Below are 14,839 nucleotides of genomic sequence, written 5' to 3' on the forward strand. Positions count from 1 at the left end.
TCAATGCTCCCGGTGTTCGAAGTCGATACGTGGATCGACCAGGGTGTAGGTGAGGTCGCCAATCAGTTTCACCACCAGCCCCAGCAGGGTGAAGATGAACAGGGTGCCGAACACCACCGGGTAGTCACGGTTGATCGCCGCTTCGAAACTCATCAGGCCCATGCCGTCGAGCGAGAAGATCACTTCCACCAGCAACGAACCGGTGAAGAAAATCCCGATGAAGGCCGAAGGGAAGCCGGCGATCACCAGCAGCATGGCGTTGCGGAACACATGGCCATAGAGCACGCGATGCCGGGTCAGGCCCTTGGCCTTGGCGGTGACGACGTACTGTTTGTTGATCTCGTCGAGGAAGCTGTTTTTGGTCAACAGGGTCATGGTCGCGAAGTTACCGATCACCAGTGCCGTCACTGGCAGCGCTATGTGCCAGAAGTAATCGCGAATCTTGCCGGCCCAGCTCAGCTGATCGAAGTTGTTCGAGGTCAGGCCGCGCAAGGGGAACCAGTCCAGGTAACTGCCACCGGCAAACACCACGATCAGCAGGATCGCAAACAGGAACGCCGGGATCGCGTAGCCGACGACGATCGCCGAACTGGTCCAGACATCGAAATGGCTGCCGTGCCGGGTGGCCTTGGCGATCCCCAGCGGGATCGACACCAGGTACATGATCAGCGTGCTCCAGAGCCCGAGGGAGATCGACACTGGCATCTTTTCCTTGATCAGGTCGATGACCTTGGCGTCACGGAAGAAACTGTCGCCGAAATCCAGGGTGGCGTAGTTCTTGATCATGATCCACAAGCGTTCTGGCGCCGATTTGTCGAAGCCGTACATGTGCTCGATTTCCTTGACCAGCGCCGGGTCCAGGCCTTGGGCGCCGCGATAGCTGGAACCGGCCACCGAGACTTCGGCACCGCCGCCGGCGATGCGGCTGGTGGCGCCTTCGAAGCCTTCGAGTTTGGCGATCATCTGTTCCACCGGACCGCCAGGGGCGGCCTGGATGATCACGAAATTGATCAGCAGAATGCCGAACAGGGTCGGAATGATCAGCAACAGTCGCCGAAAAATATACGCCAGCATCTTATTGCTCCACGCCTGCAGGGGCGGCTTGCTCTTCGGTCAGCACTTCGATCGCAGGTTTTGCGTCGGGTTTGACCCACCAGGTGGAAATGCCCACGTCATTGGTCGGTGAGACTTTCGGGTGGCCAATATGATTCCAGTAAGCCACGCGCCAGGTCTTGATGTGCCAGTTGGGGATCACGTAATAGCCCCATTGCAACACCCTGTCGAGCGCCCGGGCGTGGGCTACCAGGCTTTTGCGCGAATCGGCGTTGATCAGCTCTTCGACCAGTTCATCGACTGCCGGGTCTTTCAGGCCCATGTAATTGCGGCTGCCGGGTTTGTCGGCGCTTTCGGACTTCCAGAATTCGCGCTGTTCATTCCCCGGAGAGCTGGACTGCGGGAAGCTGCCAACCACCATGTCGAAGTCGCGCGAGCGTACCCGGTTGATGTACTGCGACACGTCGACCCGGCGAATCACCAGGTCGATCCCCAGGTCACTCATGTTGCGCTTGAACGGCAACAGCACCCGCTCGAACTCGGTCTGCGCCAGCAGGAACTCGATGCTCACCGGTTTGCCGGTGGTGTCGACCATCTTGTCGTCGACGATCCGCCAGCCGGCCTCCTGCAACAGTTGATAGGCCTTGCGCTGTTGGGCACGGATCATTCCGCTGCCGTCACAGACGGAGTTCTGGAACGCTTCGCTGAAGACCTGATCGGGGATTTTGCCTCTGAACGGATCAAGGATTGCCAGTTGATCCTGATCCGGCAGGCCGGTGGCGGCCATTTCCGAGTTTTCGAAGTAACTTCGGGTGCGCGCATAGGCACCGTTGAACAGCTGCTTGTTGGTCCATTCGAAGTCCAGCAACAGGCTCAGCGCCTGGCGCACGCGCACGTCCTGAAACACCGGGCGGCGCAGGTTGAAGACGAAACCCTGCATGCCGGTGGGGTTGCCGTTCGGAATCTGTTCCTTGATCAGCCGACCCGCGGCGATGGCCGGAGTGTTGTAGGCGTTGGCCCAGTTTTTCGCGCTCATCTCCAGCCAGTAGTCGAACTGCCCGGCCTTCAGTGCTTCCAGCGCGACGGTGTTGTCGCGGTAGTAATCGGTGGTCATGGTGTCGAAGTTGTAAAAACCGCGATTGACCGGCAGGTCCTTGCCCCAGTAGTCCTTGACCCGCTCATAGCGGACCGAGCGTCCGGCCTTGACCTCACTGACCTTGTACGGGCCGCTGCCCAACGGGATTTCCAGATTGCCCTTGCTGAAGTCGCGGTTTTCCCACCAGTGCTTGGGCAATACCGCAAGCTGTCCGAGGATCAGCGGTAGCTCACGGTTGCTGGTGTGCTTGAACGTGAACAGCACCCGCAACGGATCCTCGGCGATCACTTCGTCGACATCGCTGTAGTAACCGCGATAGAGCGGCGCGCCGTTTTTCATCAGGGTCTGGAAGCTGAACACCACGTCTTCGGCACGCACCGGATGGCCGTCATGAAAACGCGCTTCGGGGCGCAGGTAGAAGCGTACCCAGCTGTTGTCCGGCGCCTTTTCGATTTTGCCGGCGATCAAGCCGTATTCGGTAAACGGTTCGTCGAGCCCGTGTTTGGCCAGGGTGTCGTAGATCAGGCCGATATCCTCGGCAGCCACCCCCTTGCTGATGAACGGGTTGAGGCTGTCGAAGCCACCGAAGCCGGCCTGACGGAAGATTCCGCCCTTGGGCGCGTCCGGGTTCACGTAATCGAAGTGTTTGAAGTCGGCCGGGTACTTCGGCGGTTCGTTGTACAGGGTCAGGGCGTGCTGCGGGGCGGCGTGGGCCGTGCAGGCAAGCCCCGCAAAGACCAGACCCAGCAGGGTACGCAAACGCATCATTGGGCTTTCTCCGAAGTCTTCAGCCACCACGCATTCAGCCCCAGGGTGTAGGGCGGCGTGGTGACGAAGGCGAACCGGTTGCGGTACGCCAGGCGATGATAATTGATATACCAGTTGGGAATGCTGTAGTGCTGCCACAGGAGCACCCGGTCCAGCGCTTTGCCGGCAGCCAGTTGCTCGTCACGGGATTTAGCCGCGAGCAGCTGTTCCAGCAGATGATCGATCACCGGGTTGGCAACGCCCGCGTAATTCTTGCTGCCCTTGACCGAGGCCTGGCTCGAGTGGAAGTACTGCCACTGCTCAAGTCCTGGGCTGAGGGTCTGGTCGAGGGTCATCAGGATCATGTCGAAATCGAACTGGTCCAGACGTTGCTTGTACTGGGCGCGGTCTACGGTGCGCAGGTGTGCGTCGATGCCGATGCTGGCGAGAGTCTCGGTGTAGGGCTGGAGGATGCGTTCCAGGTTCGGATTGACCAGCAGGATCTCGAATCGCAGTGGCTGTCCGGCAGCGTTTTGCAGGTGCTGGCCATTGAGCTTCCAGCCAGCCTCGGCGAGCAAACCCAGCGCCCGGCGCAGGGTCTCCCGGGGGATGCCGCGGCCGTCGGTCTGCGGCAGGCTGAAGGGCTCGGTAAACAGTTTGGCGGGCAGTTGGTCGCGGTAGGGCGAGAGCATCAGCCATTCGTGGCCGACCGGTAAGCCTGAGGCTGCGAACTCGCTGTTGGGGTAGTAACTCATGGCCCGCTTGTAGGCACCGCTGAACAGTGCGCGGTTGGTCCATTCGAAGTCGAACATCAAACCCAGGGCTTCACGGACCTTGTCGTCGGCAAACGTGCCGCGTCGAGTGTTCATGAACAGACCTTGGGTCTGGGTCGGAATCTGGTGGTCGATCTGCGCCTTGATCACCTCGCCACGCCGTACGGCCGGGAAACTGTAACCATTGGCCCAGTTCTTGGCCTGGTGCTCGATATAGATGTCGAACTCTCCCGCCTTGAAGGCCTCGAACGCCACGTCGCTGTCGCGATAAAACTCGACTTCAACGCGATCAAAGTTGTACTTGCCGCGATTGACCGGCAGGTCCTTGCCCCAGTAATCCTTGACCCGCTCGAACACCAACTGTCGGCCCGGTTGTACCTGGGTGATGCGATAAGGGCCGCTGCCCAGCGGTGGTTCGAAGGTGGTGGCCTTGAAGTCTCGATCTTTCCAGTAATGCTGCGGCAATACCGGCAACTCGCCCAGGCGCAGGATCAGCAACGGGTTGCCGGCCCGTTTGAATACAAAGCGGATGCGTTGTGGGTTGAGGATGTCGACCCTTTGTACTTCCTGAAGGTTGGTACGGTATTGCGGATGACCTTCGTTGAGCAGCAAGCGATAGGAAAACGCGACGTCGTAGGCTGTGATTGGCGTGCCATCGTGAAAGCGCGCTTCCGGGCGCAGATTGAACACCACCCAGCTACGGTCTTCGCTGTATTCGACGGACTGGGCGATCAATCCGTAACTGGACGCGGGTTCATCGCCGGATGGCGCATATTGGCCGGTGCCGACCATCAGCGGTTCATTCAGCTCATTGATGCCGTATTGCAGAAAGTTCGGTGTCGCGACCGGGCTGGTGCCCTTGAAGGTGTAGGGGTTGAGCGTATCGAAGGTGCCAAACGCCATGACCCGCAAGGTTCCGCCCTTGGGCGCTTGCGGGTTAACCCAGTCGAAGTGGGTGAATCGGGTCGGGTACTTGAGTGTGCCGAACTGCGCATAACCATGGCTTTCGATGATCGTTGCGCTTGCAGGGAAGCTCAAGGCCAGACTGATTAGGAGCAGGAGGAGGGGACGCTTCAAGGCAGAGATCCGATCCAGGCGGCTTGGGCTTTGTGGACCGTACAGTAACAGCTTGTATCGACAGGAAAAAGGTAGCGGATTAAAGCAGCGTTCAGGCGCAAAAAAAGATCGCATCAACTCAATGCGGGGAAGAAACCGTCAGCACCTGTCCAGGCTTGAGGGCCTGGCCAACACGTGGATTCCAGCGCTTGAGGTGTTGCATCTCAACGTTGAAACGTTTGGCGACGATGTACAGCGAGTCGCCTTGCTTGACCTTGTACTGGGTCTGCTTCTTGTTGTTGGCCGCAACCACCGTGCTGATGCGTGTGCTGCGCTTGCTGGTGTCTCGCATCACTAGGGTCTGGCCCACCTTGAGGTCCTTGCCGTTCAGCTTGTTCCAGTGTTGCAGGTCTTTGACCTCGACTTTGTTGGCCTTGGCAATCTGTGTCAGGTTATCGCCGCGTTTGACTCGATAGCTGCGCTTGAGCTTGGCCAACTCACTGTCGTCAGCACCTTCGAAAACCGGTTTCAACGCACGCTTGCTGATCAGTTCTTCGGGTTTCATGGTCGACAGGCTGGCGGTCAGCAATTGCGCCTTGGATGTCGGCACCAGCAAATGCTGGGGGCCGTCGATGGTCGTGCGTTGTTTGAAGGCCGGGTTGAGCTGGAACAGCTCGTCTTCGTCGATGTTGGCCACTTCGGCAACCTTGGACAGGTCCATGCGCTGGTTGATTTCGACGACTTCGAAGTAGGGGCGGTTGGCGATTGGGTTGAGGTTCACGCCATAGGCTTCCGGCGACAGCACCACTTGTGACAAGGCCAGCAGCTTGGGCACATACGCCTGGGTTTCCGCCGGCAGCGGCAGGTTCCAGTAGTCGGTTGGCAAGCCGAGCTTTTCGTTACGCTCGATGGCCCGGCTGACCGTGCCTTCACCGGCGTTGTAGGCCGCCAGGGCCAGCAGCCAGTCACCGTTGAACATGTCGTGCAGGCGGGTCAGGTAGTCCATCGCCGCGATAGTCGACGCGGTAATGTCGCGACGACCGTCGTAGAAGCGGGTTTGACGCAGGTTGAAGTAACGCCCGGTGGACGGGATGAACTGCCACAGGCCGACCGCATCGGAGCGCGAGTAGGCCATCGGGTTGTAGGCACTTTCAATCACTGGCAACAGCGCCAGTTCCAGCGGCATGTTGCGTTCTTCGAGGCGTTCGACAATGTAGTGAATGTACAGGCTGCCACGTTCGCTGGCGCCTTGAAGAAACGATGGATTGCTGGCGAACCACAGGCGCTGTTGCTCGATACGCGGGTTGACGCCGAGCCCGTCCTGCAACTGGAAGCCCTGGCGCATGCGCTCCCAGACGTCTTGTGCGGCAAGCGGCGATGGCTTTTCACTGAGCCAGATAGGTTTTTGCTTGGTCCGGGCGGAAAGCGTATGTGTCGCGTCGGTTTGCGGCACATGGCTGGTGCTTTGGCAGCCCGCCAGAGTGGCGGACACAGCCACCGCGATGGCTTGAGCCAAGCGGGTCAATGCGTCTGAATTGATGGATTTACGAATAGATGACGACATTGGCTGGAAGTTAGTTCCGGGCGAAAATGTCGGGCGATTCTAGAAAGCGCACGGGGTGCGGTCAACCATTCAGAATTTTCGGACCAATAGTGGCCCCGTTTAGAACGTATCTTTCCAAGCCCTAAGGGCCGCAAAAACCTCACTAGGAGCCCGGTTGTCCCGGCCATTCCGTTCGTCTGCTTTTTCTTTAACAGATGTTTCGCCAGTACGCAGAAAAGGGTTGGTGAGCTTCTCCAGCGCCAGGGTCGACGGCAGCGACAGGCCTCCGGACTCGCGTAATTGGGAGACTTTCTCGAGACGCTCGGCAATGTCCGGGTTATTCGGCTCGACAGCGGCGGCAAAGCGCAGGTTGCTCAGGGTGTACTCGTGGGTGCAGTACACCAGCGTATCTTCGGGCAGTGCCGCCAGACGACTCAGCGAGTGGTGCATCTGTTCGGGCGAGCCTTCGAACAGACGACCGCAACCGGCGGCAAACAGTGTATCGCCGCAAAACAGCAGGCCGAGGTGGTGGTAGGCAATGTGCCCCAGCGTGTGTCCAGGCACCGCGAGCACCTCGAACTCACAGCCGAGCACGTTGATCCGGTCGTTATCGTGGAGGGCCACATCGCGCGCCGGAATGTATTCGCTCGCCGGGCCGTAGACCGTGGCGCCCGTCGCTTTTTTCAGCTGCTCGACGCCGCCGACGTGATCATGGTGGTGATGAGTGACCAGAATGTCGCTGAGTTTCCACCCGGGATGCATGGCGAGCCAGGCCTGCACGGGTGCGGCATCACCCGGATCGACCACGGCGCAACGCTGGTTGTGGTGATCCTGTAACAACCAGATGTAGTTGTCGGTGAAGGCGGGAAGGGCACTGATCTGTATCATCGCGGGATTCGCCAAGCGGAAAACAATGGTGCATCTTAGAACTTCTTGGCGAGTTGGAGAATGCAATGACCGATAAAGCGTTCGCTCAGGCTGATCCTGACTGGCTGGCATTGATCAGCGCCGCCCGCGAGTGGCTGTCAGGTCCCATCGGGCAATTTTTGCTGGATGAAGAACGCCGGATGCTCGAAGACGAGTTGGGGCGTTTCTTTGGCGGTTACCTGGTGCATTACGGCCCTTCGGCCGAAACGCCACCCTCGGCACCGCAAGTACAACGTAACGTGCGCCTCGGGGCTCCGCTGCCGGGCGTCGAGATTGTTTGCGAAGAACAGGCCTGGCCGCTCAGTGAGCACGCCGCCGACGTGGTGGTGATGCAACATGGGCTGGATTTCTGCCTGTCACCCCATGGTTTGCTGCGCGAAGCCGCCAGTAGCGTACGTCCCGGCGGGCATTTGCTGATTATCGGCATCAACCCCTGGAGCAGTTGGGGGCTGCGGCATGTGTTTGCCCATGACGCCTTGCGCAAGGCACGCTGCATTTCGCCGTCGCGGGTCGCCGACTGGCTCAACCTGCTGGGGTTTGCGCTGGAGAAACGCCGCTTCGGGTGCTATCGTCCGCCGCTTGCATCCCCGGCATGGCAAGCCCGCTTGGCCGGTTGGGAACGCAAGGCCGGTGACTGGCAGCTGTCCGGTGGGGGCTTCTATTTATTGGTGGCGCGCAAGATCGTCGTTGGCTTGCGACCGGTCCGCCAGGTGCGCCGCGAGCCCATGGGCAAGTTGATCCCGCTGCCGATGGCCAAGGTCAACCGACGCCACAGCGAGCCGTAATAGACTCTTAATTTTCCCGGCCGGGCTTGCCCGGCCTCGGGCGTTGTCGGTCATTGATCGGCAAGCCACAGACATTTTCTGGATAGGTTGGCATGAGCGATAGCGTAGAACTCTTCACCGACGGCGCCTGCAAGGGTAACCCTGGCCCAGGCGGCTGGGGCGCACTGCTGGTGTGCAAGGGCGTTGAAAAGGAACTCTGGGGCGGCGAAGCCAATACCACCAACAACCGCATGGAACTGATGGGTGCGATTCGCGGCCTCGAAGAACTCAAGCGTTCCTGCGACGTACTGCTGGTCACCGACTCGCAATACGTGATGAAAGGCATCAATGAGTGGATGGACAACTGGAAGAAACGCGGCTGGAAAACAGCGGCGAAAGAGCCGGTGAAAAACGCTGATCTGTGGAAACTGCTCGACGAACAAGTCAATCGCCACAACGTCACCTGGAAATGGGTACGCGGCCACATCGGGCATCCCGGCAACGAACGCGCCGACCAGTTGGCCAACCGTGGCGTCGACGATGTCCGGGGTTACAAGCAGGACTGATCTCTTCGCCAGCTCCGTTGGAATGCGCCCCCTGTGGCGCTGGCGAAGGCTCGGGCCGCGTTCGGACGATTTTTTGATCGTTAAAGCCCCTCCAACCCCGCCATCAAATCATTCAGCAGCCCTCGTCTTCTCCTTGGATGGGGTTTGATCTATCAAGGCAACGTCCTTCAATCTTTCGGGACCTCTCCTACATTTTCCCCTAGGCGATTTTGTTAGCGTTCGTGTCATTGCAGCTGAGTTACTCAACTCGGGTGTGAGTGTCCTTAGCCATCGCCGAAGGAACAACGGATGTTCAACACTAACCCGCATTCCCGTTTCAGTCTGACGATCAACGACTTCAAACATGACCTTGAAGTCCTCTCGTTCACCGGCCAGGAGTCCATCAGCACGCCCTATGCCTTCGATGTCGAACTGGTCAGCGAGCGCCCCGATCTGAATCGTGAAAGCCCGCTGCTTAAACAGGCCTTTCTGGCGTTCAACGACCGCGGTGCAGGCATACACGGGCACGTTTACGGTTTTGCCCGAGCCGGCTCGGTCAAGCGTCTGACCCGGTATCGCCTGACCCTGGTGCCACAGCTGGCCTTTCTGGAGCAGCGCACCAACCAGCGTATTTTTCAGCAACTGGCGGTCCCGCAGATCATCGCGCGGATACTGGAGGAACATGGGATCCTCGCGGGTGCCTACCAGTTTCAGCTGGGCTCGACCTATCCCCCGCGTGACTTCTGCGTGCAATACGATGAATCAGACCTGTTTTTCATTCAGCGCCTCTGCCAGGAAGAAGGCCTGCATTACCATTTCCGGCACAGCCGCGATCAGCATGTGTTGGTGTTTGGCGATGACCAGACTGTGTTTCCCCGGCTCGACCGACCAACGCCCTATAAACAAGACAGCGGCATGGTCGCCGAGGGGCCGGTGATCAACCGGTTTGATGTGCGCGAGGCGGTTCGCCCCAGCCACGTCACGCGCCGCGATTACGACTTCGAAAAAGCCCGCTTCCTGCTCGAGTCCGGCTATCGACCCGACACCGACAAGGTTCAGCCGGATATGGAGGATTACGCTTACCCAGGCCGCTTTACCCATCGTGAGCGTGGCAAGTTCCTGAGTCGGCGAGCACTGGAACGCCTTCGTGCCGACTACTACCTGGCGTCCGGTGACAGTGATCAGGCCGCTCTGGTCTCCGGGCACTTTGTGCAACTGTCCGAACATCCGCTCGACGAGTGGAATGACCTCTGGTTGCTGACCGAGGTTCAGCACGAAGGTCGGCAACCGGCGGTCCTTGAAGAGGACGCGACCAGCACCGTCGGCGGCGAAGATGGCTTCCTCCAGGGCTACCGCAACCGATTCAACGCCACGCCCTGGGATGTGTTCTACCGCCCGCCGCTGACCCACAAAAAACCGCGAATCCCCGGCATCCAGACTGCTGTGGTCACCGGCCCCAAGGGTGAAGAGATCCACTGCGATCAGTACGGTCGGGTCAAGGTGCAGTTTCACTGGGATCGCGAAGGTCGCCACGACGACAAAAGCAGTTGCTGGCTGCGTGTGGGCTCCAGCTTGGCCGGTAACGGCTATGGCAGCGTCACCACCCCACGGGTCGGGATGGAAGTGCAGGTCAGCTTTCAGGAGGGCGACCCCGATCAGCCGGTGATCATTAGCTGCCTGGCCAACAGCGCCAACCCGGTGCCCTATGAACTGCCGGAACACAAAACCCGTAGCGTGTTTCGTTCCCGCAGTTCGCCGGAAAGCAGCGGCTTCAATGAACTGCATCTGGAAGACCGCGTCGGTCGGGAATTGATCTACCTGCGTGCCCAGCGTGACATGGAGCAGAAGGTCGAAAACGACAGCCGGCTGGAAGTGGGCAACGAGCGTCGGGAAACCGTCAAGGGCGACAGCATCACGGTGCTGGAGGCCGAAGAACAGCGCACCGTCACGGCGGATCGCAAAGTCCAGCTCAAGGCCAACGACTATCTGAATGTCGCCAGCAGCAGCCACACCCGTATCGGGCAAACCCTGGTGATCGAAGCCGGTCAGGACGTGCACATCAAGGCCGGTGGCAATCTGGTGCTGGAAGCAGGGGGGAGCATTACCGTAAACACCGGCGATCAGCATATCGTGCTCGGCCGCGGCGCGATCTTCAGCAGCACCGAGCTTGCTATCGGTGGCGCACCCGTTGCCGGGAAATCCGCGTCGCCATTGATGCCCGGGATGCTGGACGCCTTGTCGACGCCAGCACAACTGCCGCCAATCATTGCGCCCTCACAGAACACGCTCATGGCGGCCAGCAAAGCCATGGGGTCGGATGTCTGTCCCCTCTGCGAAGCCTGTCGAGACGGTATCTGTCTGACGCAAGGAGCCGCCGCATGACTCAGCCACTGCCTCGCCAATGGATGAGCGAACAACGACGCCTTGGGCACGCCTTATGCCTCGTTCTGGACTCAGCCGATGAACACGAAATGCGCCAGTCCTTGTTGAAGACCCTCCCATACGATCAGTACCTGAGGGTGTACCGCGAAACCCCGGTAGCTGAGTTGGCCGACGCCGGGCCGTTCATTTTTATCCTCGACAATCCTGACGACTCACACATCCATGAACTGCTCAAGGTGCCGGAACGCAACTGGGGCTGGTTCGCCAGCCTTCAACACGGTGACCTGCTCGCGCTGGCCAAGCATTGGCGCGAACGCCTGATGATTGGCGCCCGGCCTCATCAGGCGCTCTATCGCTTTCACGACAACCGCGTTTTGACCCGAGCTTTAGAGCATTTACCCGTCGAGGCCTACCCGGCCTATCTCGGCCCGGCGATCAGTGTGTGTTACTGGCAGGGGGAGCGTTGGACCAGCACTGACAATCCCGCTCCCGGTGCGTACCCAGTGCCTGATCAACCGCTGTGGCTGCAGATTCCTGTACCCAAACATCAGGCCATGGAGATTCGTCGCGCCAATGCTTACCGCTATCTGTTGGCTGAACATGTCGAGGCCTACGCCAGGCTCGCCGAGCAACAGGATCATGAGGCGTGGCTGAGCAGCCAGTTGGCCTTGGCTGGCGCGTGGGGATGGTCGGCGCCGGAGCAGTTGGCGTTTCTGCTGACTCAGAGCTTGAAGGCGCCAGCCTATACACTGCCTGTGCACTGGCAAGTGCGCCCTGACGAGAACCCAATCGAACACTTCGAACGGGTGTCTCAGGCAGTGGAATTTTGGCAAGGAGACGCCCCTCTATGAAACGCGTGCTACACACCGTAAGTCTGGGCTGCGGCCTTGCTTTAACGGCCGGCTGCGCCACCAACCAGCCGAACACGTTCACCTTTACCGCCGATCTACCCCCCGACTTTGCCTATCAGGCCATCGCCGTGTATGAGCCGGCCAAAGGGGAAACCTGCAGCGTGCCGGGCGGGAGAAACACGGAAGTGGGGTTCAACTTGAAGTGGCGTGAATCCTACACCCCCACATCTGAAATCGCCCTTCACAGAACGGTCAGCGGCTGCCCCTTGGTGATCAGGCGCATCAAGCTGGAAATCAACTCGGCTTACGGCAAGGACTGGGGGGACATCAGTGGGGATAGCGCCGTGGTCGCCATTCGCGATGAGCTGGAGGAGCAGTACAAGGGCACCTTCAGCGAAGCCGGCGAAAGTACCTTCTACGGGCAATGCCAATGGCTGTTCCGCACTTCAGGCTCAAAGCGACGCATTGTAAAAATCCTCGACTGCAAAAAAACCAATGCACTGGGCGAGCCGGGGCGTGGTCGCCCGTTCTCGGCGTACACCCTCGATCAGCTACCGGGTAAGACCGTGAAGATGACGATCAGGTTGGCGGACGAAGAACGGCCCTACATGGGAGATACCTGGGTCAAATTCCCGAACGGCTGGAAGCGCTGCATGGGCGACAACTTTGAAGACCAGTACGCGTTCTGCTACGGAAACTACAAAGACTTCAGCGGTTTTCAAATGCCGGATGGGCAGAAATGCACCATTTATCCCGGCTGCACGGAATAAGGACATTACCCAATGACAACGTTGAATTCGCAGGTGAAGTCGCTGCTTAAAATCCCTGCCTTGGGTTGTTGCCTCGCTTTAACGGCAGGCTGCGCCACCGGCCAACCGAACACGTTTACCTTCACCGCCGATCTACCACCCGATTTTGCCTATCAGGCCATCGCCGTGTATGAGCCGGCCAAAGGGGAAACCTGCAGCGTGCCGGGCGGGAGAAACACGGAAGTGGGGTTCAATTTGAAGTGGCGTGAATCCTACACCCCCACATCTGAAATCGCCCTTCACAGAACGGTCAGCGGCTGCCCCTTGGTGATCAGGCGCATCAAGCTGGAAATCAACTCGGCTTACGGCAAGGACTGGGGGGACATCAGTGGGGATAGCGCCGTGGTCGCCATTCGCGATGAGCTGGAGGAGCAGTACAAGGGCACCTTCAGCGAAGCCGGCGAAAGTACCTTCTATGGGCAATGCCAATGGCTGTTCCGCACCTCAGGCAAGCCTCGCATCCTCAGAAAAATCCTCGATTGCAAAAAAACCGATGCACTGGGCGAGCCGGGGCGTGGTCGCCCGTTCTCGGCGTACACCCTCGATCAGCTACCGGGTAAGACCGTGAAGATGACGATCAAGTTGGCGGACGAAGAACGGCCCTACATGGGAGATACCTGGGTCAAATTCCCGAACGGCTGGAAGCGCTGCATGGGTGACAATTTTGAAGACCAGTACGCGTTCTGCTACGGAAACTACAAAGACTTCAGCGGTTTTCAAATGCCGGATGGGCAGAAATGCACCATTTATCCTGGTTGCACCGAATAAGGAAATGACGACATGACACTAATGGATGAAGAACTGAACTCAGCCTTGAGCAGTCGCGTGCTTGCCTGCCCCGTGCAAGGTAAGTGGACCAGCTTTCAGTTGGTGGACGAACTTGGCTCGGGTGAACCCTATGACGGATTAGCCTATGAAGTAACCGATTCAGAGGGGCAAAAGTACACTGGTCGGTTGGATGCCACAGGCAACGGCAAGGTGGATAACCACTTTGCAGGACCCATTGCGTTAACCCTTGATCAAAAGTACCAAGGACATGACAAGACATATACTGAACGTCAGCGTAGAGACAGCTATCCTCTCGAAATAACTGAACTCCAGGTCCGCGCCGAGCAAACCCGCTACCGGAACAAAAACGCCACCCGCACTAAAGACAACCCCGCACAAGCCTGCGCTGATGTGTATTATCAGGTGGAAGTGCGCCATCTGGTCAAGCATGTCGCGCATTTACCGCCCGAGGTGTATCGCCATTACCCCGTGAGTTCAGGACCAGCGAAAATCATGGGCAAACATGGCCTGCTCGGCGTTGCCCTGATGCCGCAAAAACACACGGTGCTGGAAGTGCGCCCGCTACGGGCCTTGTGCCCGATGCTGTCCACCGGCTCCGAATTTTGCGCGCTGAACCTCTACCAGCTCGCACTGATGGCGACCTTGAGCTATTGCCCCTTTGGCCAGAAGCCAGACAAGCCCCCCATAGAAGAAGCCAGTGTGAGTTTCCCGCTGCAACCGAGTGTGGGTAACTGGTTCGGGGATGCACTGGCCAAGTTCGATGAGCTGTGGAGGGTCGATTCCACGCAAACCAACGCCTATTACCCGTTGTATGAAGAGGTGCCGTATTCCAAGCGACTGGAGATCGTGCCGTTCGACCCCAGTCTCTATCCGGTCAACGATCCCAAACTGCGTGAAGATCAGGAACACCCTGCCAAGATCCACTTCCTCGACGATAGGAATCTTGGCTCCGAAGCCACCGATACCCAGGCCTTCATCACCCACAACGACGAACTGATCCTGATCGCCGTGCGTGGCACCTATGAACTCGTCGCCGATGGCCTGCGCGATGCCGATGCGTTTCAAGTGCCGTTTGAAGAAGGTGTGGGTCAGGTGCACCGAGGCTTTTATGAGGCCGCCCAAAAAGCCGCAGCCTTCGCGGCGAGCTATCTGGATCGGTTCTACGCCGGGCAAAAACTACTGATTTGCGGTCACAGCCTGGGTGGTGCAGTAGCGTTGTTGCTCTCTGAGATGCTGCGTCGAAGAACAGGCTTCAACTACGACATCCAGCTCTACACCTACGGCGCCCCCCGCGCCGGTGACGCCGTCTTCGCCAAAAACGCCGCGCCTCTGGTGCATTACCGCATGGTGAATCACAACGACCCGGTGCCGAGCGTGCCTGGCACCTGGATGAACACCAAGGCCAAGGTGTTCGGCTCGGGGCTGGCATTAACCTTCGTCAACGTACCGCTCGGCCTCTCGGTGTTTGTCGCGGGGATCACCAACTGGACGGGAGAACCCTACG

Annotated in this window: 12 protein-coding genes; 7 read left to right on the forward strand and 5 right to left on the reverse strand. The window is 59.0% G+C overall.

The genetic code is table 11. From position 1 onward, the window contains the following. From AC1RPZ_RS11525 to gloB, 5 genes are all read right to left on the reverse strand, one after another. The gene (locus AC1RPZ_RS11525; protein ID WP_493137142.1) at positions 1–1,074 is read right to left on the reverse strand and encodes a microcin C ABC transporter permease YejB; all 1,074 of its coding nucleotides are present in this window, start codon (positions 1,072–1,074) and stop codon (positions 1–3) included. A gap of 1 nt (position 1,075) precedes the next feature. Further along, a complete protein-coding gene (locus tag AC1RPZ_RS11530; protein WP_493137143.1) occupies positions 1,076–2,917 on the reverse strand; it encodes an extracellular solute-binding protein in 1,842 nt (613 codons plus the stop codon). Further along, a complete protein-coding gene (locus tag AC1RPZ_RS11535) occupies positions 2,914–4,746 on the reverse strand; it encodes an extracellular solute-binding protein (RefSeq protein WP_493137144.1) in 1,833 nt (610 codons plus the stop codon). Before AC1RPZ_RS11535 ends, AC1RPZ_RS11530 begins: the two co-directional genes overlap by 4 nt. Positions 4,747–4,864: 118 nt before the next feature. Beyond that, positions 4,865–6,289, reverse strand: coding sequence for a transglycosylase SLT domain-containing protein (locus AC1RPZ_RS11540; RefSeq protein ID WP_493137145.1), 1,425 nt, complete (start codon positions 6,287–6,289; stop codon positions 4,865–4,867). Positions 6,290–6,388: 99 nt separating this feature from the next. Then, a complete protein-coding gene (gene gloB / locus AC1RPZ_RS11545; RefSeq protein WP_493137146.1) occupies positions 6,389–7,156 on the reverse strand; it encodes a hydroxyacylglutathione hydrolase in 768 nt (255 codons plus the stop codon). Between the two features lie 65 nt (positions 7,157–7,221). Here gloB and AC1RPZ_RS11550 point away from each other — a divergent pair, with 65 nt between their 5' ends. From AC1RPZ_RS11550 to AC1RPZ_RS11580, 7 genes are all read left to right on the forward strand, one after another. Then, positions 7,222–7,980, forward strand: coding sequence for a class I SAM-dependent methyltransferase (locus AC1RPZ_RS11550; RefSeq protein WP_493137147.1), 759 nt, complete (start codon positions 7,222–7,224; stop codon positions 7,978–7,980). 92 nt (positions 7,981–8,072) lie between these two features. Next, complete coding sequence (gene rnhA / locus AC1RPZ_RS11555) at positions 8,073–8,525, forward strand: ribonuclease HI (protein ID WP_123424385.1); 453 nt, start codon at positions 8,073–8,075, stop codon at positions 8,523–8,525. 288 nt (positions 8,526–8,813) lie between these two features. Continuing rightward, positions 8,814–10,886, forward strand: a complete 2,073-nt coding sequence (locus AC1RPZ_RS11560; protein WP_493137148.1) for a type VI secretion system Vgr family protein — start codon at positions 8,814–8,816, stop codon at positions 10,884–10,886. Further along, a complete protein-coding gene (locus AC1RPZ_RS11565; RefSeq protein WP_493137149.1) occupies positions 10,883–11,737 on the forward strand; it encodes a DUF4123 domain-containing protein in 855 nt (284 codons plus the stop codon). The genes AC1RPZ_RS11560 and AC1RPZ_RS11565 overlap by 4 nt, the downstream gene beginning before the upstream one ends. Continuing rightward, positions 11,734–12,507: a hypothetical protein gene (locus tag AC1RPZ_RS11570; protein ID WP_493137150.1), complete on the forward strand. Its 774-nt coding sequence runs from the start codon at positions 11,734–11,736 to the stop codon at positions 12,505–12,507. Before AC1RPZ_RS11565 ends, AC1RPZ_RS11570 begins: the two co-directional genes overlap by 4 nt. 12 nt (positions 12,508–12,519) lie before the next feature. Beyond that, on the forward strand, positions 12,520–13,314 hold the full coding sequence (locus AC1RPZ_RS11575) for a hypothetical protein (RefSeq protein ID WP_493137151.1): 795 nt from the start codon (positions 12,520–12,522) through the stop codon (positions 13,312–13,314). A gap of 12 nt (positions 13,315–13,326) precedes the next feature. Further along, a partial coding sequence (locus tag AC1RPZ_RS11580; protein ID WP_493137152.1) for a lipase family protein occupies positions 13,327–14,839 on the forward strand: 1,513 nt, incomplete at its 3' end.

Source organism: Pseudomonas sp. GW822-FHT02D10 (genome assembly GCF_058802345.1).